Source organism: Collimonas sp. OK607, from assembly GCF_900111995.1.
GTDB lineage: Bacteria > Pseudomonadota > Gammaproteobacteria > Burkholderiales > Burkholderiaceae_D > Collimonas.
In genome coordinates this window covers 43411-66755 of record NZ_FOKF01000023.1, presented here as the reverse complement: position 1 = coordinate 66755, position 23345 = coordinate 43411, and the positions used below count along the sequence as shown (strand labels likewise).

The following is a 23345-nucleotide window of genomic DNA, read 5'->3' as shown; positions in this document are numbered from 1 at the left end:
CTGACAGAATCACCTGAGCGCCGGTTCTTTCCTCGTTACGTCCTATCCATCTAAATCAATCTGGTGCTACTATCAATTCAACGCCCAATTTGGCTAAGCCTAAGGTGTTGAATCTAAAGCCTTTAATTATAGCATATGGAGGGCCTTTCCTCCAATGGAAGCGGCCGCTTTGTGCTGCCGGATTTCCTTCTTTTACATCGATCCGCTTATATTTTAAGCAAATTTTTAACGCAAATTCATTTCCGCTTCAGCCTCGCGCCGTAACTGTTCCTGTTTTTGCATCAATTCCCGATAGCGATTGCGCGCTTCTTCATTGCCAAGTCCGGTTGCTGCCAACTGATCAAGCTCGTCTTTCAATATCTTCATTTTAGTCTGGCGAATTGCGCCCGCCAGTTCTAATCGCGCCGCTTCGGTTTCGGACTCCGATTCTGCTGCAATTTCTGCAATCAACGATTCAAAATCCTCGCCGCCTTCGCGTAAATGTTCAGCCAACGTTGCAAAATTGGCTTGTTCGCCCATCGCGTGGCTAGCGCTGATCAGGCGCGCCAGCATTTCTGCGCGATCCGGTGCAAAGTGCGCTACAGCGTCCAGCGCCGCATCATCCAGTTCCGAGGCGAATGCCGGGTGGGCGACCAGCAAACGGATGATTTGCCGCTCCAGTCCGACTGGCGCCGGCCGGTTGCTGCGCGGTGGCGCGCGGCGCGCGGTAGCGATCGGCTTCGTCAGTTCAAACAAGGACTCGATTTCGTTCGGCGTCGATTGCGTCAGCTGCGCCAGACCACGCACTATCTGCAGCCTCAATGACGAGGGTGGCATCAATTGCAGCAATGGCTTGGCGTCGTATTGCGCACGGGCTCGTCCTTCGGACGTGTTCAAATCGGCTTCGGCCGTGACCTCGTTCAGTAAAAATTGCGATAATGGCATGGCGTCATGAATCTGCCGCTCAAATGCCTCCGCGCCCATTTCCCGTACAAAACTGTCCGGATCGTGTTCCTGCGGTAGAAACAGGAATTTGATGACTTTATTGTCGGTCGCATGGGGCAGGCACGCATCCAAAGCACGCCGCGCCGCTTTGCGGCCGGCACGGTCGCCATCGAAACTGAAGACGACATGATCGGTCTGGCGCAGCAATTTATGCACGTGGGTCGGCGTGCAGGCGGTTCCCAACGTGGCTACTGCCTGCGGGAATCCCAACTGGGCCAACGCCACCACATCCATATAGCCTTCAGTTACCAGCACGTAACCCGCATCGCGGATTGCCTGCCGCGCTTCGAACAAACCATACAGCTCATTACCCTTCTGAAATAAGGGTGTTTCCGGCGAATTCAAGTACTTCGGTTCGCCGACATCCAATACGCGGCCGCCAAACCCGATAACTTGCCCTTTGGTGTTGCGTATTGGAAACATGATGCGATCGCGAAAGCGGTCATAGCGCTTGCGATTGTTGCCTTCTTCATCAGTGCGGTCGATCACCAGGCCGGATTCGACCAGGGCAGTCACTTCATAGTCAGGGAACACCTGGCGCAGGCTGTCCCAGTTGTCTGGCGAATAACCCAGCCCGAACTTCGCGGCAACCTCGCCAGTCAGGCCGCGCCGCTTCAAGTAGTCGACGGCGTTGGGTGCAGTGCGTAAATGCTGTCGATAAAAATCGCAGGCAGCGCTCATCGCATCGGACAGGGCCAGGCTCTTTGCCTGGTATTCGGCGCGTTGCGCCGGCGGGATCTTGTCGTCGTTATCCGGCACCGTCATGCCGACGCCTTGCGCCAGGTCTTTCACTGCTTCAACGAAGCCAAGACCGGAATATTCGATCAGAAAACCGATCGCCGTGCCATGCGCGCCACAACCAAAGCAGTGATAAAACTGCTTGGTCGGACTCACCGTGAAACTAGGTGATTTTTCGTTATGGAAAGGGCACAAGCCCATCAGGTTTGCGCCGCCTTTTTTCAGCTGCACGTACTTGCCCACCACATCGACAATGTCGACGCGGTTGAGCAGGTCCTGAATAAAGGATTGAGGGATCACGTAGACTAGAGGGCGGGCAGCGTGTTTGTGTGTTTATCGGGCAATCAAGCAATCAGGCTTTAGTCAGTGCGACTTTCACCAGCGCCGAAACCGCAGTCATGTCGACACGGCCGGCCAGCTTAGGTTTCAGGATGGCCATGACTTTGCCCATGTCCTGCGGACCGGCGGCGCCGCTGGCCGCAACGGCTGCTGCCACCTCGACCTGGATTTCAGCATCTGTCAGGCCTGCCGGCATGTAGTTGGCGAGGATAACCAGTTCGGCTTTCTCGATATCGGCCAGATCCTGGCGGCCACCGGCTTCAAACTGGCTGATCGAGTCTTTGCGTTGCTTGATCATCTTTTCGATGATGGCCAGCACGTGGGCGTCGCCCAGTTCGATGCGTTCATCTACTTCTTTTTGTTTGATTGCTGCAGTGATCAGACGGATGGTGCCCAGTTTTGCAGTCTCTTTGGCGCGCATCGCGGCCTTCATGTCTTCGGTGATCTGTTCTTTCAAGCCCATGCGGTTCTCCATTCGGTGGTGTTTTTCATCTGAAATCAGAAAAACAAAAATACTCGATGACGATGGCGGCAGTACAAACGTACAAGGCTACCGTTGATGGTGTGAAAAACGGCAAAACCCGCTGCGGAGCAACACCGGAGCGGGTTTGTAACGCGATTCAGTCAGCCGCAACAAAACTTGTATGCGGTGAAGAACTAGTACAAATATTAGTACAGTTTTTTCGGCAATTGCTGGCTGCGAATGCGTTTGTAATGACGTTTTACAGCAGCTGCCAGCTTGCGCTTGCGCTCTGCAGTTGGCTTTTCGTAAAATTCACGTGCACGCAACTCAGTCAGCAGACCTGTTTTTTCAATAGTGCGCTTGAAGCGACGCATCGCAACTTCGAAGGGCTCATTTTCTTTAAGACGAATTGTGGTCATGTAAATTCAAACCAATGTTTGTGTAGGGAAGAACGAGATTATAGCGGGGAAAACCAATAAATGGAAGTCTTATCCCGCAATGTTTTAATCTTGCCGCTTATTTTGCAACATCGTTTGTGGCGCTTATGGCGATGTTTTGGGACGATTGCGATCTAGAAAGAGGGCTATTGCACCGCCTACTACAGCGCCGAGAATCAGTCCAATCGCGAGAAATATCGAGAGTTTTGGGAAGTAAGGTTTTACCGGCACAAAAATAGCGTCCACTAACACGGTCGGGAAACTGTCAGTTTTCGTGCGTAGATCCACCAGGGCGGCTTGTTCATTTGTTAGGGCGCGTATCAAGTCGTCCTGTTTTGCCAGCACATTAATGGCTACTACGCTTGGTTCAAATCTGGCTCCGGCAGCGGAACTTGTTGCATTCTTGAGATTGGCTTCCATGCGGCCTTTCTCGGTTGTTGCCTGCAGCATGTCGCGCGTATTGGCTTCAAGGCGGTCGTTCAGGTTTTTCACCATTGGCGCTAAGCGCACATTATGTACGCTGACCAGCGCTTGTACCGCTGCGTTCAAGTTGTTTTTGGCGTCTGCCTGGGAAAGGCCGGCAACGTTGATATCTACGAAATCGGTGTTTTTTCCAGGAGTGGCTTTAAGTGTCTTGCGAAAAAGGCGGGTACGGTCGTCGCTGTCCTCATTTAAAGGGAGGCCGATCGCAGTCAATGCCTGATCTTGCAGTTGGCGCTGCTTGAAGCGCTCGGCAGCTTGTGCCGTAGGTTCGATCAAAGTCGTTGGATTGACTGGCAATTGACCAATTTGTATGGTTGCTGATGCCTGCCATTGGGGCGGCAAGGCGAATTTGAGTGCGATTGCAACTATCAGGGCGATGATAATGCACGCCAGCAAAACCAGCCAATGGCGTTTGAAGCTGCCTAATATTGCGGCCAGATCAATCAGTTCGTTATCTTCGAGTTGTGTTGCGTCAGTACTGTGTGAAAAATTATTGGGCATGGGAAAGTAATATTTCTAATAGATTTTATTGATTGTATTGTTTTGTAGCGTGATTTTACTGCTTGCAAGGCAATAGATGTCCATTTTTATGGTCAAATTGCCAGCCCTGCTGCAGTACCCGAGGCCCAGGCCCACTGAAAGTTGTAGCCGCCCAGCCACCCGGTGACGTCCACCGACTCGCCAATAAAATACAAGCCATTTACCTGCTTGGACATCATGCTCTGCTGTGATAGTTCCCTGGTATCGATCCCGCCCAAGGTGACTTCAGCTTTGCGATATCCTTCAGAGCCGCTGGGCAAGATGGTCCAGCGATTGATTGCATCCCCTAAATTTCGCAGCTGGCGGTCTGGCATGTCTGCCAGGCGCGCTGCCGGATCCAGCTTGTTGGCCTCGATGATGCCGTGCGCCAGCCGTGTCGGCAGCCATTGTGCGAAGACGTTGCCAAGATTTTTTTTAACCGAGGTTTTACCTTCAATTAACGTGCTGACGACGTCGATTTCAGGCAGGAGATTCAATGACAGGGGGGTACCAGCCTTCCAAAAGCTGGAAATCTGCAGGATCGCCGGCCCTGATAGTCCGCGATGCGTGAACAGGAGGTCTTCCTTGAATTCGCCGCGTTTTTTTTTGTCGCCGGTTTCGACTTCAACCGGCAAGGCAATGCCGGCCAGCGGCAAAAATGGCTGCCAGGCTGCTGCATCAAAGGTCAGGGGTACCAGGCCGGGTTGAGGTTCTATCACGCCCAAATCAAATTGACGCGCGATGCGATAGGCGAAGTCGGTGGCGCCAATTTTTGGTATGGACAAGCCGCCGGTTGCGATGACGACATTGCTCGCAAGTATTTCTCCGGCGCTGCTGTCTATCCTGAACAGATCGCCGCTCTTACCCACATTGGCAACGCTGCAAGGCATGCGCCAGCTGACGTTGCCCAGATCGCACTCGGCTTTCAGCATGGCGATCACTTGTTCCGACGAGTCGTCACAAAACAATTGCCCTTTGTGCTTCTCGTGATAGCCAATCCGATGGCGTTTCATCAAGCTAAGGAAATCTTGCGGCGTGTAGCGCGACAGGGCACTTTTGCAAAAATGCGGGTTCTGCGACAGGAAATTCTGCGGTCCTGCGTTGATGTTAGTGAAATTGCAACGGCCGCCGCCCGAGATACGGATTTTTTCCGCCAGTTTGGTGGCGTGATCGATAAGGACGACTTTTTTCCCGCGTTGCCCGGCTACTGCAGCACACATCATGCCCGCAGCGCCGGCGCCGATGACGGCGACATCAAATTGTTTTTGCATTGATTATTGTTGAAATGATATTTAGAGCCACGTTACTGGAAATACGGTGGCGGCTCTTGCCCCATCCATAGTTCGGACGACAGCCGCATCATGTCGTTGAGAGAGCCGCGCTGGGTAAATGTTTGTCTGAGCCAGCTGGCGTCACTGAGACGGTCTTCCGCCATGTGGCGCAGGCGCTTTATGGTCAGTTGCTCCGCTTCGTTCTGAGTATACTGCTGCAAGTCCTGCAGATGGTCTAGCAGATGCTGGTAGATCGGTAATTTCGACGAGTCGGCCGGGTTGTTGCCATGCAACGCCATGGAGCCGTTCAGGCCGTAACGGCTGGCTTCGAAGCGATTGTATTGATACAGCAGATAAAAATCGTTAGTGATGACAAATGGCCGTTCCGTCAAAATCCAGCGTGCCAGCAATTGCGCATAGCATCCCAGGTGTGCTGCGTGCTCGATCGTCAACGGCGTGTCGCAAACGCGGATTTCAACCGTGCCGTATTCCGGTTTGGGCCGGATATCCCAGTAGAAATCCTTCATGCTGCCGATGATTCCCATGCGCAGCAATTCATCGTAATACGATTCAAAATCGGTCCATCGGGTCAGTGTCGGCGCGGTTCCCGACAGCGGGAATGCGCGCACCACGTTACTGCGCGATGATTCGAATTTGGTATCGGCACCTTGATAAAACGGCGAGGCGGCCGAGAGCGCAATGAAATGCGGCACGAAACGCGAAAACGCATGCGTCAGGTAGAGCGCGTCGTCGCCGTTTGGCACGCCGATGTGGATATGCTGGCCGAAGACGGTAAACGTCTTTGCCAGATAACCGTATTTTTCATGCAGATGATGGAAGCGTTCACTAGGTGTAATCCGTTGTTCGTTCCAATGCTGGAATGGATGCGCACCGCCGCCGGAGACGTCGATATTCAGATAGTGCGCGCCCCGGTTCAGCGCAGCGCGCAAACCTTTCAGTTCCTCGACCAGATGGTCGACCCGGGTGTGAACGTCTGAATTCAGCTCGATCATGCCCTGCGTCATTTCCAGCTTGATCTGTTTTTGCAAGTCGCGCGGCTCGATCCAGGTCAGCAGGTCAACGGCGTCGCTGGCGAGGTTGTAGTTGCGGCGGTTGACCAGCTGCAATTCAAGTTCGATTCCCATCGTGAACGGGCTGGAACTGGTGAAAGGCAGGCCAGCTGCTGCGGATTGAGTTTCTCCGCCTGCGGCGCCGCCTTTGGTATTTTCATTCATGGCCTTATCCATCATTCGCGCCCGCTTTCTCCAGATTTGATCAAGGCAAACTGGGTCGCTATCGGCCCCAGCAACTCCAGCACAATCAGGCAGCCGGCCAGCAACGGCAAGACATCTGCTGTGGTGGTTGGATAGAGATAGGCAGTCGTTTGCATTAATCCCAGTCCAGCCTCGGTCATGGGTAACGTTCCCAAGGTAATGAGCGCCGCCTGCTTCCATTTCATCTTGGCAAAATGGGCAAACGCAAAGACCCCGCAAGCCATGGCGAGAAAGCGCGCTGCGATGAGTACTGCAACCGAGGCGCCTACCATCGACAGATCGGACAAGCGGATCGAAGCGCCTATCGTGATAAACAGCATCACGATGAACAATTCATTGGCGACGCCAAACTCAAGCTCCATCAGATCATACTGATGATCAAGGTTCTTCGACATGATGGCGAAGATCAGCATGGTCAGCAATATCGGCAATTGCAGTGCATGCGCGGCGCCAATCGCCAGTGTGATGACGGCGATCACCAGTACGAACTGGCGGCTCGGCTGGCGTCCAAGCAAGCGCGCCAGCGGGATCATCAGGCGATAAGTCAGATACGCCAATATCAGCGAGCCGCCCAGTGAATAAAAAGTATGCGCCAGCAACGTACCGAACGGGGTAGCGCTTTCATGGGCGACAACCGGCAGCAACGCATAGGCGGCCAGCAGCGCGACAAAATTATTCAACGCCGTCATGGCGGCGAGGCGACGCGTCACCTGGCCTTCCGCCTTGAGGTCGCGCACTACCACCATGACTACCGCCGGCGCGGTGGCGATGGCCAGCACGCCGCCCAGCAACGCCAATACCTTGGAAGTGCCAAACCAGATCAATGCGCCGCTGACGAACGCAAAACACAATACGGCGCTCAGGACGACCGTCGCCAACAACCATTTTTCCCGGCGCAGCCAGCCGATATCGACATAGCGTCCCAGTTGATATACCACCAGCGCCATCGCCATGTCGGCAAAAATATTCGCCAGTTTGAGTACATCTCCGGACAACAAATCGAGTCCGCCGACACCCAGCAAAAAGCCGACGATCAAGTAACCGGTGATGCGTGGGAACCAAGGGTTTTTCGTTACGATATGACCGCCCACCAGCCCGAACAGCAGCAAGCTGCCGAACAGTAACAGCGCATTCCATTGAATGGGCTGTGCTAGCGCAAAGGGCGGAAGAGTCCAATCCATGGATCCTCCAGAAAGTTAGTCTTGCAGCAAAGTACGACTGCTGGACAAGTTGCCGTATAGGCGGATGAATGGGGATATTGCTGAATTACACGAATAAATGCTTACTTGCTTAACAGCCAGGCGCACTCTCCTTGCTTGATTATATTTGCGTTGCGCTATCGAATCTGTTTAAGCTTTAACCTAAGAATACACACAATATGAAACGCTTAACGGCAACACTTTAAGCGGTCGACTGCCAGATAGTACATGCATCTGCTCTTGGCATAGTCAATCTACGGTGTTTGTACTTCCTTGAAAGAATTAGTTCCCCTGAGGAATTACTGTTTGTTGATTACCGTGACTTATTGTATTGCATGTGTAGCGAGCGGGAAACCCTCAGGCATTGTTCGACCTGTTCGGCAATCGGTTTCGGAATCAGTTCTTTTTGCACCAGTGCCTGCTGTATCCAGCTGGCGGTTGTGACGGCGTCGCGCTGCTCAGGCAGGGGCGGGATCTCGTCGGCGATGTTTTGTTTCTCTACCAGTGTGGTTTGGGCGCCGCCATGTAACCAGTCGATTTTTTGCGCCTTCCTGGCATTGGCTACCGTTTCACCTTCAGTGCCGCGCATTAAAAACACATCTCCGCGTTCAGCTGCAGCGGTAGTCGTGAAATAGGCTGTCAGCATTGTCAGATATTCGGGATGCGTGTACGAACTCAGGCGCAGGGCAGGAATCACAAACGGTTGCATGATTTTGACCAGCGTGTGGGTTGAGTTACGGACTCCGAGGATCCGCCGCATGGCGAGTAGCCTTGCCATTTTCGGCGCCAGTGCATCAATCGGCATGAAGGCTGGCAGGTGTTTGGCAAAACACTGTTGTGCCTGCTCGATGCTGTTGCAGATCGGCTGGCCCAGCGCTTGAAAAACTTCGGCACTGGTGACGCGGCCTGGATCTGTCAAGACGCCGTGCAGCAGCACCGGCACGCCTTCACGCGCCAGCAACATCGCCAGCAAAGGGGTCAGGTTGGCCATGTGTCGCGCGCCGTTGTAGCTGGGGATGACGACCGGTGCGTACTGCCAGGTGCTTGCAGGGTTTGCATCTGCATCGGTATTGGCCACGAGCGATATTTGCGTAAATGATGCTTCCGCCGCTTCCAGAAAGCCGGTGATTTCCTCTACCGATTCGCCCTTGATGCGCATCGCCAACAGGATCCCGCCCAGCTCCAGATCTGAGACGCGACCGTCCAGCATGGCAGTGTATAAATCATGCGCATCGTCGCGTGACAGGCTGCGCGCGCCGTCCTTGCCGCGCCCGATTTCCTTGATGAAGCGGGCGGCGGGGAACGGTTCGGCGGGCGGAATATTTTTCATGTATAGATAACGATCGAGGTTTGCGAGCAACGAATGAAGGTGGGCATATTTGTAGCGATTTTACTTTACCAGCCAGAGTTTATGGCCATCAGGTAAAATCGTCGCCTGTCGGGAGACCGGCAATTGGTGCTTGTTTTGACTTCTCCTTGGCTTCTCCTATCGGGTTTATATGGCATTCGATCCTAGCCAGCTTGAAACATTGCGGCCGCAACTAGTGCGGTTTGCCGCGCTGCAGTTGCGCAATGACGCACTGGCCGAAGATGCCGTCTCGGAAACCATCCTCGCGGTGCTTGAGCATCCGGACCGTTTTCAACAGCAGTCCTCATTCAAAACCTATGTCATTGGCATCCTTAAGCACAAATTGCTGGACCAGCTGCGACGGGGCAAGCGCGAGGTACAACTACTGAATATCGACGATGACGGAGAACGTAGCGATGCTGAGATGATCGATGCTTTATTTACATCGACAGGTCATGCCGTGGAAGCAGCGCCCAGCTGGGGAAATCCAGACCAGACGCTGGAACGCAAGGAGTTTTTTGATATTTTGCAGCTGTGCATCGACAAATTGCCTGCCAAAACCGGACGCATTTTCATGATGCGGGAATGGCTGGAACTGGATACCGAGGCGATTTGCAAAGAGTTGGATATCACCGCTGCGAATGCATGGGTATTGCTGTACCGGGCACGCGCCCGGCTGCGGGAATGCTTGCAATTGAACTGGTTCGGCACGCAATCTTGAACCGCCTGACTTCGTGAGCAATATAAGATAGTGCGAATTTCATTGTAAGGATTGCATCCGTGGCGCGACTATTCATGGATACCGAAAAGTTTGCCAAGCCAGTTAGTTTATTTTTATGTCATATCTAATTTATGTCGTATAAGCGTTTGATCCCACACTGCCGCGATACGCAATTCCTGCTTTCCCAGGCGCAGGATAGCAATTTGTCGCCATTAACCCGGATTCGGGTCCGCATACATCTGTGGACTTGCACCGCTTGCACCCGATTTTCGCAACAACTGGCTTTCATGCGCAAGGCGATGGAGCAACTGGGCAAGGATTAATCGACGCCTTTGCATGGCATCGCGCGTCGGCCGCGCTTTCCTTTACAATGCGGCATTGTATAAATTTTGCCCCACCCATGATTGTTCTCGGCGTTGAATCTTCCTGTGACGAAACCGGCCTCGCGCTCTACGATACCGAGCGCGGCTTGCTGTCGCATGCCTTGTATTCGCAAGTAGCGATGCATGAGCAGTACGGCGGCGTGGTGCCGGAACTGGCTTCGCGCGACCACATTCGGCGCGCGATCCCTCTGTTGCAACAAGTGCTGGCCGAAAGCGGCATCGCGCGGCACGACATCGATGCCATCGCCTATACCCAGGGACCGGGCCTGGCCGGTGCGCTGCTGGTTGGCGCATCGGTTGCTTGCGGCCTCGGACTGGCGCTGGATAAGCCCATGCTGGGCGTGCATCACCTGGAAGGGCATTTGTTATCGCCCCTGTTGGCTAGCGATCCGCCAAAATTTCCGTTCGTTGCCTTGCTGGTGTCCGGTGGTCACACGCAATTGATGCGGGTCGACGGCGTCGGACAATATAGTTTGCTGGGGGAAACACTGGACGATGCCGCCGGCGAAGCGTTCGATAAATCGGCCAAGCTGTTAGGTCTTGGTTATCCCGGTGGCCCCGCGATTTCACGTTTGGCTGAATTCGGCGACCCATCGGTGTATCAGCTGCCACGGCCGATGCTACATTCGAAAAATCTGGATTTCAGTTTTTCCGGCCTCAAAACAGCGGTACTGACACTAGTCAAAAATCATACGACCAATATTTGCGACCAGGACAAAGCCAATATCGCACGTGCCTTTGTGGACGCGCTGGTTGAGGTGTTGCTGGCCAAATGCCTGGCTGCCCTCAAGCAGACCGGTCTCAAACGCCTGATAATTGCGGGCGGAGTGGGCGCCAACCAGCAATTGCGCAGCGCTCTTAATGCGGCGGCTGAAAAGCGGCGCTTCCGGGTGTACTACCCGGAACTAGAGTTTTGTACTGACAACGGGGCGATGATCGCCTTCGCCGGCGCGATGCGACTACAAATCAATCCGCAGGCGGCGCAACGTACATATGGATTCAATGTGCGGCCGCGCTGGCCGCTCGATGAGCTTAGGGCCTATTGACCCATGATTTGGGAGTGCGAACGTGCGGCAGGCGTTGCGTGCCTAGGCGCAGCGACGCGACGTAGCGGTGCTACGGCAAGGAGTTGCAACAACGGCATGCGACGCCTGCAGCCGTTCCCGGAGGGTTCAAACCAAAACGTGCGCTGGCCGCGTTGCATGGCTTGCAGGGGCCTCGGCCCCTGCTACACCACGCGCCTTGCCAGCGCACGTTTTGGTTTGAACGCATCTCCCAAATCATGGGTCAATAGGCCCTAGTATCTGAACCTGAGCAATTTCCCAGCTAGGCGTATAATGCGCGACTGTGGTATAAAACATGTCGGCAATGATGTCAAAGTAATAATCCGACTTGTAGTGCCTGTTATGGCACACCCACAATCATTTGGCTCGAATGGCGACGCTGTTGTTTGTCCTGGCAAGGACTGGTCGTCAATGAGCCAACACGAAATTCACGAATTCAATTGAGAGCAAATAGTGCCTTTGTTGGAGTGCATAGTGCACCGAAGGCCGCCAACTACCATGTCCGAGATACAGTCCGAGATACAGTCTGAGAAGCAAGCTGATCCAGCAGTGCCAACCACGCCCGCCGTCCGTTTTGCGGACTTCGGGTTGTCCCCGGATATCCTGCGCGCGTTGAGCGATCAGGGCTATGTCCATCCAACCCCGATCCAGGCGGAAGCGATTCCGGTGGTATTGCAAGGGCGCGATGTCATGGGCGCGGCACAGACAGGAACCGGCAAGACTGCCGGTTTTTCCTTACCTATCATTCAATTGTTGCTGGCGCATGCCAACAACAGTGCTTCGCCGGCGCGACATCCGGTACGCGCCTTGATCCTGACCCCTACACGTGAACTGGCCGATCAGGTGGCTGAGAACGTCAAGGCCTATTGCCGCCATACTCCGTTGAGGTCGACCGTGGTGTTTGGCGGTGTCGATATCGCGCCGCAAACTGCCGCTTTGCGCTCAGGCATCGAAATCGTGATTGCTACGCCAGGACGCTTGCTGGACCATGTCCAGCAAAAGACGCTGAACCTGTCGCAAACGCAAATCCTGGTGATGGATGAAGCCGACCGGATGCTGGACATGGGTTTCCTGCCTGATTTGCAGCGCATCATCAACCTGTTGCCGAAAGAGCGGCAGAATCTGATGTTCTCTGCCACGTTCTCGGGCGAAATCAAAAAGCTGGCGTCGACTTTCCTCAGAAATCCCGTGACGATCGAAGTGGCGCGCAGCAACGCGACTGCCGATAACGTGACGCAAACCATGTACCACGTCAACGAGCAAGCCAAGGCAGAGGCGGTGTCGTACATAATTCGCGAGCGCAATCTCAAGCAGGTAATCGTTTTTTCAAATACCAAAATCGGCGCATCGAAACTGGCCCGTCATCTGGAAAATGAAGGCGTCAAGGCTTCGGCCATTCATGGCGACAAAACGCAGAATGAACGGATGGCTGCGCTCGAAGCATTCAAGCAAGGCGAGATCGAAGTGCTGGTGGCGACCGATGTCGCCGCGCGCGGTCTGGATATCGCCGAACTGCCATGCGTGATCAATTTTGATTTGCCTTATAACGCCGAAGATTATGTGCACCGGATTGGCCGTACCGGCCGTGCCGGCGCGTCAGGCGATGCTATTTCCTTGTATGCCGACAAGGACGAGCGCTTGCTGGTTGATATCGAAAAGATGATCAAGCACAAGTTCGTCCGCGCCGAGCTGACCGGATTTGTGGCAAAGCCGTCAAGCGGCGAGCGCGAGCGTTCGGGGCGCGGCGCCGAGGGCCGTAGCGATCGTGGCAGTGATCGCAGCGGCGGTGATCGTGGTGGCGAAGGCCGCGGTGCACCGTCTGGCCGCAGCTTGCAGCACACACGCAGCGCCTATACTTCGACCCCGACTTCGCCTTCGCGCAGGGAAAAAATCGATCCCTGGTTCCTCAAGCCTTACGAGCCGGCGCTCGAGCCTGAAGCGGCGGCATCCAACGTAGCGCCGACAGGTGGCGCGATTAAACCGCCAAAAGTGAAATTGGCAGCCTTGCTGGGTGGCTTGCCGAAGCGCCAGTAAGCTTTTCAGATCAGATCAACTCAGCTCTGGCGAGTCATTTCGAGATTCGCCCACGCTGTCGTCGCCAGCGGCCAGAACGCGGCGATGCTGTCTACCTGACCGATATCCAGCCCCAGGAACCAGGCAGCCTTGCTCAGCGCAAGCAGCGGTTGCTTGATGTCGATAGCTTGCGCACCGTTCTGTTTGGATAGTTTTTCGCCGTCGGCATTGGTGATCACCGGTACGTGCAAGTATTGCGGCGTTGCCAGTTTCAATTGGCGCTGCAGGTAAATCTGGCGCGCGGTCGAATCCAGCAAATCTGCGCCGCGCACCACATGTGTAATGCCTTGGTCGGCATCGTCGACAACCACCGCTAGCTGGTACGCCCAAAAACCATCTGCGCGTTTCAGAACGAAATCTCCCACTTCTATCGCCAGGTGTTGCTGCACGCGACCAAGCCAGCGATCGTCAAAAATAATCAATTCATCGACATGCCCTGGATCTGGTACCCGCAGGCGGTAAGCGCGTGCCGGCTTGCCAACCGGTAAACCGTCGCGGCAGGTGCCCGGATAGACCGCCGCACCGTCGGCCGCCACACAGATGCGGGAGTCGACAATCTCACGGCGTGTGCAACCGCATGGATAGGCTAATCGCCCGAGCCGATCGAATGCCGCTTCATACAATCCTGTACGCTGGCTTTGGAGCACTACTTCGCCATCCCAATGCATGCCTAGCTTGTCCAGATCGGCCAAGATCGATTCCGCGGCACCTGCTGCGGTGCGGGCTTCATCGACATCTTCCATCCGCAACAACCAGCGGCCGCGATTGGCCTTGGCATCCAGGTAGCTGGCCATCGCCGCGACCAGCGAGCCGGCATGCAACGGTCCGGTGGGCGAGGGGGCGAAGCGGCCGATGTAGCTTGCTTGATTAGACATTGTTCGTCGATTCGTGATGATATGGCGGTAGCAAAACTGCCTTTGCGGGTATCGTATCGAGAACTTGCGGTGCTTCTAGCGTCGGATTCATTGATGCTTGGCGAGTAAGAAGGTTACAAAAACGTTGCAAAAGCGTTGCAAAAATGTTGTGAAAATTTCATTCAGATGAATCGAATGATATATCGGAATTTAGCTTCTGTCTTAAGCCGTTCCGTAAGTCTATGGTGCCAAATAATGCGGTGGATTCGTATAACGTATTTCTATAGCAAAATAAATTTTCGGATATATCGTGGTCCAATTACGTAAAGGCGCAGATTCAGTTCGGATCTGGCCATGCTTGGCTTGACCAACATTTTCGCCTTTCGTTCGCCTGATATCATGATCTGCCGAAAAAAGTAAAAAGCCCGCTGCGTAATGCCAGCGGGCTTTTTGTTGGTCTTCGCGGTTATGTTGCCGTTACGTCGTCCTTACGTTTACAGCGCGGTGACCGCTTCCGGCTGGCAATGCGGGCAAGACTTGCCCGCCACGAATTGCGGCGACAGTTGCTGACGAGGCGTCACCACCGCACGGCAAGCGTAGCATTGCACCGTTGCGGTTTCCTGCAGTTGCGGATTGAGCGCGGTGCGATAGTCGAATACAAAACAATCGCCGTCATAATGGGCGCCGCCGCATTCTTCGAAATATTTGAGAATTCCGCCTTCCAGCTGATAGACGCTGTCGTAGCCGATATTTTGCATGTGGATCGCGGCTTTTTCGCAGCGGATGCCGCCGGTGCAGAACGTGACCACCGTCTTGTCCGCCAATTCATCCTTATGCTCGGCGATCACGGCCGGAAATTCGCTGAATTTTTCGATGCGGTAATCAATGGTGTTTTCAAAGGTGCCGACATCGACTTCAAACGCATTGCGCGTGTCGAGCATGACCACCGGCCGGCCGTTATCGTCATGACCCTGGTCGAGCCAGCGCTTCAGCGTCTGGGCTTGTACCGCTGGAGCGCGGCCCAGTTCCGGCTTGATCAAAGGGTGCTTCATCGTAATGATTTCAGCTTTCAGCTTGACCAGCATGCGAGTGAAAGGCTGTTTTTCGGAGTAACTTTCTTTCACTTCCAGGTCTGAAAAACGTTCGTCAGCGCGTAACCATGCCAAAAACTGATCGATTTGCTCACGCATGCCGGCCAGAAACAGGTTAATTCCTTCCGGGGTGAGTAAGATCGTGCCTTTTAGCTGCAATTGCTTGCAAATTGCAACAAATTCGGGGCGTTTCTGCTCTGTGTCTATGAAAGTGATGAATTTATAGGCGGCGATATTGACGTAAGGATGACTGGACTGCATGGCTTATTTCTCGGTAAGTCGTTGATTTATCAGTATTATAAACGCCGACAGCAGGATTGCCCAATTTTGCCGATAGTCAGCTAGGCCTCGGGGTAAAATACCGTCCATGACGACACCGCAATTTATTCATCTCCGCCTCCACTCTGAGTACTCCATCGTTGACGGCTTGGTACGCATCGACGACGTAGTGAAAGCCGCAGCCAAAGATAACCAGGCAGCGCTTGGTATTTCCGACCTCGCCAATTTGTTTGGCATGGTCAAATTCTACAAGGCTGCACGCGGTAAAGGCATCAAGCCGATTATCGGCTGCGACGTCTGGATCACCAATGACGACGATCGCGATAAGCCATCGCGCTTGCTATTGCTAGTCAAGAACCGCGGCGGCTATTTGCAATTGTGTGAACTGCTGTCCCGTGCCTGGCTGGAAAACCTGCACCGCGGCCGCGCTGAAATTCGCGCTGAATGGCTGGCCGACCTGAAGAATCAGGGCGGCGGCAACGGCCTGATTGCATTGTCTGGTGCGCACTTCGGCGACATCGGCATTGCAATCGATAATGGTAACGTGGGGCTGGCGGAGCGTTGCATTGAACGCTGGGCGACTATTTTCCCCGACAATTTCTACGTCGAAATCCAGCGCGCCGATCAGCCCAATATGGAAGCGCATGTGCGTCAGGCAGTGGCGCTGGCGGCGAAATTCAACGTGCCGGTAGTGGCCACCCATCCTATCCAGTTTCTGGATAAAGAGGAATTCATCGCGCATGAAGCGCGGACCTGTATCGCTGAAGGGGAAATGCTGGCCAATGCGCGCCGCGTGCGTCGCTTCAATGACCAGCAATCGTTCAAGACACAAGCGGAAATGGCCGAGCTGTTCGCCGATATGCCGGCTGCTTTGCAGAATTCGATCGAAATTGCCAAGCGTTGTAACCTGATACTGCAACTGGGCAAGCCTCAATTGCCGGATTTTCCGACGCCGGACGGCATGACGATCGGCGAATTCCTGATACAGCAATCGCAGGAAGGACTGGAGCTGCGCCTGGTGCACCTGTTTCCTGATGAAACCAAGCGCGAACAACAGCGTCAGCGTTATCAGGATAGGTTGAAATTTGAAACCGACACCATCATCAAGATGGGTTTCCCCGGTTACTTCCTGATCGTTGCCGAATTTATCCGTTGGGCCAAACAGAACGGCGTACCGGTCGGACCGGGGCGGGGTTCGGGGGCAGGTTCGCTGGTGGCGTATTCGCTGCAGATTACCGACCTCGATCCGCTCAAATACAATTTGCTGTTCGAACGTTTCCTGAATCCTGAACGGGTATCGATGCCAGACTTCGATATCGACTTTTGCCAGGAAGGCCGTGATCGCGTCATCCAGCACGTCAAGGATCTGTATGGTAAGGATGCGGTGTCGCAGATTGCCACCTTCGGTACGATGGCAGCCAAGGGCGCCATCCGTGACGTCGGCCGGGTGCTCGATTTCGGCTACAATTTTTGCGACGGCATCTCCAAGCTGATCCCGTTCAAGCCGGGCAAACATGTGACGATTGCCGATGCCATCCAGGAAGAGCCGATGCTGGCCGAGCGCCTGGAGAATGAGGAAGAGGTCAAGCAGCTGCTCAACCTGGCGCAGCAAGTCGAAGGCATCGCGCGCAATATCGGTATGCATGCCGGTGGCGTGCTGATCGCTCCTGGAAAACTGACCGATTTCTGCCCGCTGTATACGCAGGGCGGCGATGCCGGCGTTGTTTCGCAGTACGACAAGGATGACGTCGAAGCAGTCGGCCTGGTCAAGTTCGACTTTTTGGGGTTGACCACGCTGACGATTCTTGATCGCGCAGTGCGCTACATCAAGCAGCTCGATCCGGCCATGGCCGATTTCAGCCTGGAAAAGCTGCCGCTCAACGACCGGGCATCCTATGAATTGCTGACCGCAGCCAGAACGGTGGCCGTGTTCCAGCTGGAAAGCCGCGGCATGCAAGGCATGCTGAAAGATGCGCGTCCCGACCGCTTTGAGGACATTATCGCGCTGGTGGCGTTGTATCGTCCGGGTCCGATGGATCTGATTCCGGATTTCTGCAAACGTAAGCACGGTGAACGCTTCGACTATCCGGACCCACGCACTGAAGGCATCTTGTCTGAAACTTACGGCATCATGGTGTATCAGGAGCAGGTGATGCAGATGGCGCAGGTGGTCGGCGGCTACTCGCTCGGCGGCGCGGATTTGCTGCGGCGGGCGATGGGTAAAAAGAAAGCGGAAGAAATGGCAGAGCACCGCCAGATTTTCCGCGACGGAGCAGCCAAGGATGGCTTGAGCGAAGCCAAGGCTGACGAGATTTTCGACTTGATGGAAAAGTTTGCGGGCTACGGTTTTAACAAGTCGCACGCTGCCGCCTATGCGCTACTGTCGTACCACACGGCTTACCTGAAAGCACATCACCCCGCCGCGTTCATGGCCGCCAACTTGTCGCTGGCGATGGATGACACGGAGAAGGTCAAGATCCTGGTGGAGGATTCGCTGGTCGTGTGCAAGCTGACCTTGCTGCCGCCGGACATCAATCTGTCGGATTATCGTTTTACCCCTGAAGGCGAGCCGGGTAAAAAAGCCACTTTCATCCGTTACGGCCTGGGTGCGGTAAAAGGATCGGGGCAAAACGCGATTGAAGCCATCATCGCCGCGCGCAAGGAAAAACCTTTCGTCGATTTGTTCGATTTTTGCCTGCGCGTGGATAAGCGCCAGATCAATCGCCGCACCATCGAATCACTGATACGCGCCGGTGCATTCGATTGTTTCAAGGTGGACCGCGGGATTCTGCTGGCTTCGGTGCCGCGTGCGATGGAAGCTGCAGATCAGAAACTGGCATCCGCAAACCAGGTCAGCCTGTTTGGCGGCGACGACAGCGATCTTGAAGCGCCGATCGAATACGTGCAGGCGGCGCCGTGGACTGACAAGCAGAAATTGACCGAAGAGAAGATCGCGCTCGGTTTCTATCTGTCAGGACATTTGTTCCATGCCTACGTTGCGGAGGCGCGTCGTTTTGCGCGCACGCCGCTGGGTAGCCTGGAACCTTCGCGCGAACCGCGTACCCTGGCCGGTATCATCTCAGGCTTGCGGACGCAAATGACCCAGCGCGGGAAGATGATGATTGTCACGTTGGACGATGGTAGTGCGACAGTTGATGTCACGGTTTACAACGAACAGTTCGAGCCGAACAAGGTGTTCTTCAAAGAAGACGAATTTTTGGTGGTGCAGGGTAAGGTCTCGGAAGATCGCTTTAATGGCGGTTTGCGGGTCTCGGCAGAAAAGGTGATGGATATCGCGACTGCGCGGATTCATTACGGGCGCCAAATTGTGTTGTCGCTGTCGTCGCCGTCACAAAAAATTGATGCAGTACAGCTTAGGGAAATGTTGTCGTCGCACCGCTCCGGCAGCGGCTTGCCGATGACGCTACGCTACACCGGCGATGGGGTGGCTTGCGAAATATTGCTCGGCGACGAATGGCGAGTATCCCCCAGTGATGGCTTGCAGCAGGCCCTGGTGGAAAAAATAGGGAAGGAAGCTGTCGCCGTGGAGTACTAAGGTGCAACTTGCTGCGCTGTGCTGTCCCTTGATTTGCCGATTGGCTCTGACGTCCCATATCACTTAGCTCTACTTTCGGAGAAGAAATTTTCCTTGATAGTAAAGTGTAAAAAAAGAATTTAAAGCAGACTGACTTATGAGCGCATTTTCCTATACAACAATTTTCAAGCGCCTTGCGGTATTGCATCGGCCATACAAAAAGCGATTGATCCTGGGTCTTCTTGGCATGGTTGTGACTGCAGCGACGGAACCGCTGGTAGCTTACATTTTCAAGATTCTGCTGGATAACGGCTTTGTGGCAAAACCTACGTTTCCGCTATGGCTGGTGCCGGTAGCCGTGATTGGTGCATTTGTCGCCCGTGGCGCCTCGACTTTTTTGACAACCTACATGACTAACTGGGTGTCTACCCGTGTGTTGACGACATTGCGGCAGCAAATGTTCAATCGCATCTTGGGCGTGTCGATTGATTTCCATGCCACCCATACGGTCGGGCGCGTAATCAATTCGATCATGTTTGAAGTGCAGCAAATCATAGAAATGATCAGCAAGCTGTTTACATCGATTGTGCGTTGTGTGCTGACGGTTGCGGGTTTGCTGGGCTACATGCTGTTTATCAGCTGGAAATTGACGATTGTGGCTTTGGTGCTGATGCCTCTGATGATCCTGGTGGTGCGCACTACCGCCAAGCGCTTGAAAAAGCTGAACAAGGACTCTCTCGACGTCAATGCCCAATTGACCCAGGTAATAGAAGAAACCACGCGTGCACAGCAGGTCGTCAAAGTGTTTGGCGGCGAGACTTATGAGAGGAAGCGATTCGCAGAATCAGCCGAACATATCCGTCACTACAGCATGCGCATGACCAGCACCTTTGCCGCCACCGTGCCGGTCACGCAGATCATGATGGCTTGCGCGATGTCGGCGATGATTACGATGGGGTTGGTGCAAGCCGGTCATGGACAGCTTACCGCCGGCGATTTCGTGTCATTTTTGGCGGCGATGATCGCTTTGCAAGTGCCTCTCAAACAGTTGGCTGAAGTGAATGGCCCGCTGCAACGGGGTATGGCTGCAGCAGAGGCAGTGTTTAAACTGATCGATAGCCCAGTCGAGCGCACCGGCGGCATACAGTTGGACAAACGTACCAAAGGGAAAGTCGCATTTTCCAATGTGGGCTTTTCATATCCGGGTCAGGATAAACCTGCGTTAACCGGCATTAACCTGACCGTGATGCCTGGTGAAACCGTCGCCTTTGTGGGGATGTCGGGCGGTGGGAAGTCGACACTGGTGAATTTGATTCCCGGATTTTATTCGGCGACTGAAGGGCGCATTCTTCTGGATGACGTGCCTATCGAGGACATATCTTTAAACAGCCTGAGGGCACAGATAGCCATGGTCAGCCAGAGTGTCGTACTGTTCAACGATACGATCGCGGCAAATATCGCCTATGGCGACAGCGCACCTGACCGCCCGCGGATTGAAGCTGCAGCCAAGGCAGCGCATCTGACCGAAATGATCGCCGCTTTGCCCGAGGGTTACGAAACGCAAATCGGCGACAACGGTTCACGCTTATCCGGCGGCCAGCGCCAACGGCTGGCGATGGCGCGCGCTATCTACAAGGATGCACCGATCCTGATTCTGGACGAGGCAACATCGGCGCTTGATACCGAGTCGGAACGGGCTGTGCAGTCTGCGCTCGACCAGCTGATGCAGGGCCGCACCACTTTCGTGATCGCGCACCGGTTATCGACTATCGAGCGCGCCAGCCGGATCGTCGTGCTCTCGAAGGGCAGCATTGTTGAAGTGGGCACCCATGATGAATTGCTGAGCAAGCACGGTGCATACGCAAATCTATATCACCTTCAGTTTTCCAAGGACGCGGTGAATGTTGAGATGTAGAGGTGTAGTAATGGGATCTCAGAGCGCGTACCTGAGATCTCCGACCTGCCTCATCTGAAAATATCGTCCGCAAGAAAATCAAAAAGAAAATCTCATGACAGCACAACTGGTTCCAGTCGAAATTTTAAAAAAAACAGATAAGATCCTGTTCATCGCCCATCTTGCCCTTGGCGATTTCACTTATCTGCAAAACTGCTTCCAGGCTTTTGCACAGGCCTTTCCCCATATCAAAATCCACGTCTGGGTAGATGAGGTGCGACGCACCAATAAAACCGAGGCATGGCCGTATCTGAAGAAATATGCCCTATACGACTGGCTGGCTGAGTGCCCGTTCGTTGCCAGGATTTATCAGCAGACTTACAGTCCGGCCTTGTTTGAACAGTCGATCGCCGAGGCACAGCAACAGGACTATCCCTTGGTAGTATCATTGGCGACGCTGAGGCCGCCGATGTATGCGAAGCTGGCGCGCCAAATCAGTCCGCGTGGCTTTGTTGTGGGGATGAAGAAACCTGCCGGAATTTTTGCCCTGCATAAGCGTCTTGCATATCGTCAGCTGGATGCCGGGTTTGATCCGGACGGTGTGGCCGAGCGGGGAGTGCATATCAGCGCGGTCTATGCGGCCTGGTTCAATCGTTTGTTCGGAATGCAGAGCACACCGTCTTCAAGGCAGCCTTTCGTACGGATTCCCGAACAATGGAGCCGGTACGCACAGGAACAGCTGAAGAGCTGGGATTTTGAGCGGGATAGACGGCAATCTGCCAATCCGGCCAAGCTGGTTTTCATCAATCCCTATGCCAAGACTCCCAAACGTTGCTGGCCGCTGGAACGGGTAGTCGAACTGGTTGCTGCGATGCGCGCGCAGGTTGGCTGGAAAGATACACGCTTTGTCGTGAATGTGGTGCCTGAGGAAATGGCCCGGGCTAAAGCATTTTTCGACGGCCACACTCTCGATAGAGTGCAGTTATTTAGCGCTCAGGACAATTTTTTTCAGTTGCCGGCAATGTTGCGTGAATGCGATCTGATTATCTCTGTTGAAACTGCGGTAATGCATTTGGCGAATGCCGTGCAGGTGCCGGTGATCGCGTTGATGCGTCAGAAAAATCCTGAATGGGCGCCGATCGATAAGGAGAATAGTATTGTAATCACCGCCACCAATCGTCGAGATTGGGTGAAGGCGATTACGGTAGCGCAAGTTATGACTGTATTGAATCGGAAATAACAGCGTCGGAGAGTTTCGCTGCTTGTGTTGCTTGTGCCTCCCGTCGCCATTGCAGCACGATTTCAGCAACACTTTCCGGAGTGATCTTCTCCATGCAGTCGCAACTCGGAGCCTTGCTGTCTTCGCAGCCGTTACAGCTGACTGGCATGCACAACGCTTGCGCCTGTCTTCCCAGTGGAGCCCACCGGCCCGGATGCATTGGGCGAGTCGGCGGGAACAAGCCGAGCGTACGCTGGCCCAGTGCGGCGGAAACATGAAGTGGGCCAGTACCGCTTGCGATCAAGCCATCTGCTGCTTTAATCAATGAACTCAGCTGGTCAAGTGTGAACTTGCCGCAGACATTACCCACATTTTGCAATTGCAATAATTCCGAAGCATTTTCAGCGAGCCATTGTCCTTCGGCCGGACTTCCTGTTAGCCATAGTTTGATATCCGGATATTCACTCAGTTGCCTGGCAAGTGCGATGTAATGCTTGATTGGCCATTCCCGCCCATGCCCATTAGATTTTGTATGAAGAATGAGATTGAACGGATGTGCCTGGAACAACTGGTTTATTTCCGGATTCTTTGGGACATCGAAATCATAGAGTGCCGAAATTTCTGCAAGTTCCGGAATGTTGGTTAGGCCGAAAGGGCGCAAAAATTCGAAATTGAATTGCGCCTCATGGTACGCCGAGTTCCCTTTCTTGAATCGTACCCGACGATTGCAATACAGCATTTGATACAACTTATGACGCGCGTTGCCGATACGGTTAGGGATGCGTGCCTTGAACGCTTCGATCGCCATGCGTTTATTCGGTTGCGCCAGGATGATGGTGTCGACATTGGCATCTGCAAAATATGCAGCGGGATCCTGCAAGAAACCCTCAAGCTCCACCACATCATCAATGCTGCGGCATTGCTTGACTACCGGCGCGGCATAGGCCCGGCACAGAAAACTTATTTTCAGCGTTGGATAATGCTGCTTTAGAAAAGCAGCAATAGGTAATGTCAGGATAACGTCGCCGATATTGTCAGTGCGGCATATTAAGACGTGAGAACTGGTTATTGCCATTATTGGATCGGTGAAAACGAGCTATGAGTGGTGAGTTGCTGAAATTATATCCGGCCGTCAGGACGGCCGGTGAGGTTCTCACTATTTGTTACTTATTGCAAA

The 23345-nt window shown here is 54.1% G+C and carries 18 protein-coding genes; 7 read left to right on the top strand and 11 right to left on the bottom strand.

The window, feature by feature from the left end; all coding sequences use genetic code 11:
* Nucleotides 1–225: 225 nt before the first annotated feature.
* From dnaG to ybiB, 8 genes are all read right to left on the bottom strand, one after another.
* Nucleotides 226–2022 (bottom strand): DNA primase, encoded by a 1797-nt coding sequence (gene dnaG, locus BM029_RS16195; RefSeq protein WP_092437722.1) that lies wholly within the window; start codon nucleotides 2020–2022, stop codon nucleotides 226–228.
* Between the two features lie 52 nt (nucleotides 2023–2074).
* Nucleotides 2075–2524, bottom strand: coding sequence for a GatB/YqeY domain-containing protein (locus BM029_RS16190; RefSeq protein ID WP_092437720.1), 450 nt, complete (start codon nucleotides 2522–2524; stop codon nucleotides 2075–2077).
* 206 nt (nucleotides 2525–2730) lie between these two features.
* The gene (gene rpsU, locus BM029_RS16185) at nucleotides 2731–2943 is read right to left on the bottom strand and encodes a 30S ribosomal protein S21 (protein WP_005665410.1); all 213 of its coding nucleotides are present in this window, start codon (nucleotides 2941–2943) and stop codon (nucleotides 2731–2733) included.
* 123 nt (nucleotides 2944–3066) lie between these two features.
* Nucleotides 3067–3945, bottom strand: a complete 879-nt coding sequence (locus BM029_RS16180; protein ID WP_092437718.1) for a Wzz/FepE/Etk N-terminal domain-containing protein — start codon at nucleotides 3943–3945, stop codon at nucleotides 3067–3069.
* A 92-nt stretch (nucleotides 3946–4037) separates the two neighbouring features.
* On the bottom strand, nucleotides 4038–5234 hold the full coding sequence (locus BM029_RS16175; RefSeq protein ID WP_092437716.1) for a BaiN/RdsA family NAD(P)/FAD-dependent oxidoreductase: 1197 nt from the start codon (nucleotides 5232–5234) through the stop codon (nucleotides 4038–4040).
* Nucleotides 5235–5266: 32 nt separating this feature from the next.
* Nucleotides 5267–6469, bottom strand: coding sequence for a YbdK family carboxylate-amine ligase (locus BM029_RS16170; protein ID WP_092437760.1), 1203 nt, complete (start codon nucleotides 6467–6469; stop codon nucleotides 5267–5269).
* 11 nt (nucleotides 6470–6480) lie between these two features.
* Nucleotides 6481–7689, bottom strand: coding sequence for a cation:proton antiporter (locus BM029_RS16165; protein WP_092437714.1), 1209 nt, complete (start codon nucleotides 7687–7689; stop codon nucleotides 6481–6483).
* A gap of 331 nt (nucleotides 7690–8020) precedes the next feature.
* A complete protein-coding gene (gene ybiB, locus BM029_RS16160; protein ID WP_092437712.1) occupies nucleotides 8021–9037 on the bottom strand; it encodes a DNA-binding protein YbiB in 1017 nt (338 codons plus the stop codon).
* 169 nt (nucleotides 9038–9206) lie between these two features.
* Here ybiB and BM029_RS16155 point away from each other — a divergent pair, with 169 nt between their 5' ends.
* The 4 genes from BM029_RS16155 (at nucleotide 9207) to BM029_RS16140 (ending at nucleotide 13257) form a co-directional block, all read left to right on the top strand.
* On the top strand, nucleotides 9207–9776 hold the full coding sequence (locus BM029_RS16155) for a sigma-70 family RNA polymerase sigma factor (RefSeq protein ID WP_092413751.1): 570 nt from the start codon (nucleotides 9207–9209) through the stop codon (nucleotides 9774–9776).
* 146 nt (nucleotides 9777–9922) lie between these two features.
* A complete protein-coding gene (locus BM029_RS16150) occupies nucleotides 9923–10099 on the top strand; it encodes a zf-HC2 domain-containing protein (protein WP_170851105.1) in 177 nt (58 codons plus the stop codon).
* A 77-nt stretch (nucleotides 10100–10176) separates the two neighbouring features.
* Entirely contained in the window at nucleotides 10177–11205 is a 1029-nt protein-coding gene (tsaD, locus tag BM029_RS16145; protein ID WP_092437710.1) for a tRNA (adenosine(37)-N6)-threonylcarbamoyltransferase complex transferase subunit TsaD, read from the top strand.
* A 516-nt stretch (nucleotides 11206–11721) separates the two neighbouring features.
* The gene (locus BM029_RS16140) at nucleotides 11722–13257 is read left to right on the top strand and encodes a DEAD/DEAH box helicase (RefSeq protein ID WP_170851104.1); all 1536 of its coding nucleotides are present in this window, start codon (nucleotides 11722–11724) and stop codon (nucleotides 13255–13257) included.
* Nucleotides 13258–13277: 20 nt separating this feature from the next.
* Here BM029_RS16140 and gluQRS read toward each other — a convergent pair whose 3' ends face one another.
* Together gluQRS and BM029_RS16130 are read right to left on the bottom strand one after the other, a co-directional pair.
* Entirely contained in the window at nucleotides 13278–14171 is an 894-nt protein-coding gene (gene gluQRS / locus BM029_RS16135) for a tRNA glutamyl-Q(34) synthetase GluQRS (RefSeq protein WP_092437708.1), read from the bottom strand.
* Between the two features lie 473 nt (nucleotides 14172–14644).
* On the bottom strand, nucleotides 14645–15502 hold the full coding sequence (locus BM029_RS16130; protein ID WP_092437706.1) for a sulfurtransferase: 858 nt from the start codon (nucleotides 15500–15502) through the stop codon (nucleotides 14645–14647).
* Nucleotides 15503–15608: 106 nt separating this feature from the next.
* On the opposite strand from BM029_RS16130, the gene dnaE reads away from it, so the two are divergent.
* From dnaE to BM029_RS16115, 3 genes are all read left to right on the top strand, one after another.
* On the top strand, nucleotides 15609–19076 hold the full coding sequence (dnaE, locus tag BM029_RS16125) for a DNA polymerase III subunit alpha (RefSeq protein WP_092437704.1): 3468 nt from the start codon (nucleotides 15609–15611) through the stop codon (nucleotides 19074–19076).
* A gap of 136 nt (nucleotides 19077–19212) precedes the next feature.
* A complete protein-coding gene (msbA, locus tag BM029_RS16120; protein WP_092437702.1) occupies nucleotides 19213–20970 on the top strand; it encodes a lipid A export permease/ATP-binding protein MsbA in 1758 nt (585 codons plus the stop codon).
* Between the two features lie 94 nt (nucleotides 20971–21064).
* Nucleotides 21065–22189, top strand: a complete 1125-nt coding sequence (locus BM029_RS16115; RefSeq protein WP_092437700.1) for a glycosyltransferase family 9 protein — start codon at nucleotides 21065–21067, stop codon at nucleotides 22187–22189.
* On the opposite strand, the gene BM029_RS16110 is transcribed toward BM029_RS16115, so the two are convergent.
* A complete protein-coding gene (locus BM029_RS16110) occupies nucleotides 22164–23243 on the bottom strand; it encodes a glycosyltransferase family 9 protein (RefSeq protein WP_092437698.1) in 1080 nt (359 codons plus the stop codon). The genes BM029_RS16115 and BM029_RS16110 overlap by 26 nt on opposite strands.
* Nucleotides 23244–23345 lie beyond the last annotated feature (102 nt).